This window comes from Sulfurovum sp. (genome assembly GCF_041562805.1).
Taxonomy (GTDB): Bacteria; Campylobacterota; Campylobacteria; order Campylobacterales; family Sulfurovaceae; genus Sulfurovum.
In genome coordinates this window covers 1-2540 of sequence record NZ_JBFFOH010000248.1, presented here as the reverse complement: position 1 = coordinate 2540, position 2540 = coordinate 1, and the positions used below count along the sequence as shown (strand labels likewise).

Here is a 2540-nt window from a genome sequence, read left to right as displayed (position 1 = left end):
TTCGACATCGATGCATCTTGATTTTCAAAACGGCTCCAGAACAGAGCTGGAGAGCCTCTGCGGCTACATCGTCCGCGAAGGCCAAAGGTTACGACTCCCTACGCCGATGATGGCTAAGATATACGGGGTTTTGAAAGAGAAGGATTAATTACTTGGTTTCTCTTAGTCAATGCGCTGAGAAGATAAACAAGTAAGGCCTTTAGTTGATTGCTGTCTTATACTCCTCCTTAACCGATCAATACTCTTTCAAGTGCAATATTTTTGTTTTGAGCCTCCACAGCATAATTGCAAGTATAACTTAGACACAGGAATAAAGGTGAAATTTAAACATATTACCTCTTTTTTATAGGATTTTGTTATAAATTAGGTTTTTTATAATTTTTTAAGGTAGCATATAAATTCTATTATTAAAAAACAGGAAACAATATGTGTAATTATAAAAACCTATTTACTGCGGTATTGGTCTTATCGTTGACCTTGATGAGTGGTTGTGGTTCGAGTGATGATGAGTCAGTGAGTGAGACAGCAACAAATACAGTTGCAAGTAGCCAAATAGCAGCTCCAGCGTTTAGTGCTGCTAACTCTTTAGGGGTTGATGGCAATAACAGTGGGGTCAATGACGATCTTTCCAAGTCTAAAGGAATTGACCAGGATGTAATTGTTAAGCTTGTTCCTTCCCCGGGCCAGGAAAATGTTGATACATCGACTAAGATTGAAGCGGTCTTTAGTATACCGCTTGACCCTTCCTCTGTGCAAAAGAACAATGTCAAGCTAGTCTATCTCTCTTCCAAGACAAACGATCATGTAAAAGGTGTCATTAGTTACAACGAAGAGACAAAAACGGTGACTTATACGCCTGACGATCCGTTAAAGCCGGGCGTGTACGAAGTTGAGATTAAAAGCCTCAAACCGACAAAAGAGAATAAAGCGATATATATTAAAGAGATCAAGTACCGTTTCCTAGTCGGTGGTGAACTGGAAGAATCTGACCCGACACCGACCGTAACACTGCTCTCATCAGAATCGAATCAGACGATCGTTTACAATCACATCACATTGGAAGTTAACACAACCAATACCGCAAGCCTGTCTGCCGTAAACCAAACTTTGGTCGCCGAACAAAACCGCACCATCAAGATAAAAGGTGTGGACAACAACGGAACCTACTACCTCTACAACCTGCCGCTTCTTCAAGGCAGCAACGAGATCAACATCACTGCAACCAGTGAAGACAATGTTTCGCTCTCTACCCTCATTAGCCTGACATCAGAGGCCAACGGTACGGCACCCATCGGGATGCGTGCAGGAAGTTATGAAGGCATCGGGTCTCTACAAACAACCGTAGAAGTCGGCACACTTTTAAACGTCGGCGAATACCTCTTTGACAGCAACGGTGACGGCGTTATCGACGAAATCCATACGGCGGCTGACAGCAACTTCACGGTCAACTATACGGAGGAAGGACGCTACAAACCGCGTGTGACGATCCGAACAACAGACAACCAGCTTTACAGCAGCAGAGATTTTGCGCTTTCATTGGACGTCAAGATGACAGAAGAGCAAAAAGACCCTACGGGGGCAGAACCGGTTGATGTGGCAAAAGCGTTTGTGAAAGCTTTGATCGATGATGACAGAGCAACAGTAGAAAAGTTGCTTGGAAACGACCCTAAATTGATCGATTTTATATACAGTGACCCACGTGTAACGGAAAATGCCAAATGGTACTACTCTCACATTATCAGCTGGGAACAATCCTACTTTCAAAGCAGTGCAGCTACCGTTAAGATACATATTAAAACTGAGACGGAAGAGATTGAAGGCGCTTTTAACTTGATGCGTATTGATGGCAAAAAAATGTGGCTTATAGATGCACTATATTAGGGAGAAAATAGATGAATAAATTTTTTATATTACTAGGACTGGTTGTTTTTTTGGGTGGCTGCAGCAAACATTGCGGTGAAGACGGGCCAAAGATCCATAAGGCCACAAAACCCATCGTAGAAGCGATTGCCGCCTATGCGAAAGAGCATGGAGAACCGAAATCGATTCTGGATGTAAAGGGAATACCCTATACATTGATGCCATGCAGCGAACGACCACAACTGCATGAGTGTATAACCCTAAAAGGCGGTTATTACTTTAAAATTGGAGATGATAGTTTTGCGATAAGGCTTGATAAGTGGGGAGGTGTACTAAACAAGACATCGGGATTTTGGCTAATTTCGACTCATCAATATACGGATTGCGATTATACGATATTTGAAAACGGGCAAGTAACAAATAATTATCTTGAGCCAAGATGCGGTGTTCTTTCAAGTTGTGGTGAAGGATGGAAGCAGTGATTATGAATGGCTGGAAATATTGCATGAAAAGCTTATTACTCCTAGGCTTACTTTCCGTTGGAATAAATGTACAGGCATGGGAGATCAACACGCATAGGGCTATAGACCAAAGTGCAATCAGCAGAGATAGCGATAGCGCAAAAAACCTCCAATACTTTGTTGAGAACAACCAATTGGACAAAGATTACAGCAACGCCC

The 2540-nt window shown here is 42.4% G+C and carries 3 protein-coding genes; all 3 read left to right on the top strand.

From position 1 onward, the window contains the following. Window positions 1–10 precede the first annotated feature (10 nt). Window positions 11–148 carry a ketopantoate reductase family protein gene (locus tag ABYK33_RS15360; protein ID WP_373034197.1) on the top strand — a complete coding sequence of 46 codons (138 nt, stop codon included), beginning with the start codon at window positions 11–13 and terminating at the stop codon, window positions 146–148. 278 nt (window positions 149–426) lie between these two features. After that, window positions 427–1881, top strand: a complete 1455-nt coding sequence (locus tag ABYK33_RS15355; RefSeq protein ID WP_373034196.1) for an Ig-like domain-containing protein — start codon at window positions 427–429, stop codon at window positions 1879–1881. 11 nt (window positions 1882–1892) lie between these two features. Beyond that, the gene (locus ABYK33_RS15350; RefSeq protein WP_373034195.1) at window positions 1893–2342 is read left to right on the top strand and encodes a hypothetical protein; all 450 of its coding nucleotides are present in this window, start codon (window positions 1893–1895) and stop codon (window positions 2340–2342) included. Window positions 2343–2540 lie beyond the last annotated feature (198 nt).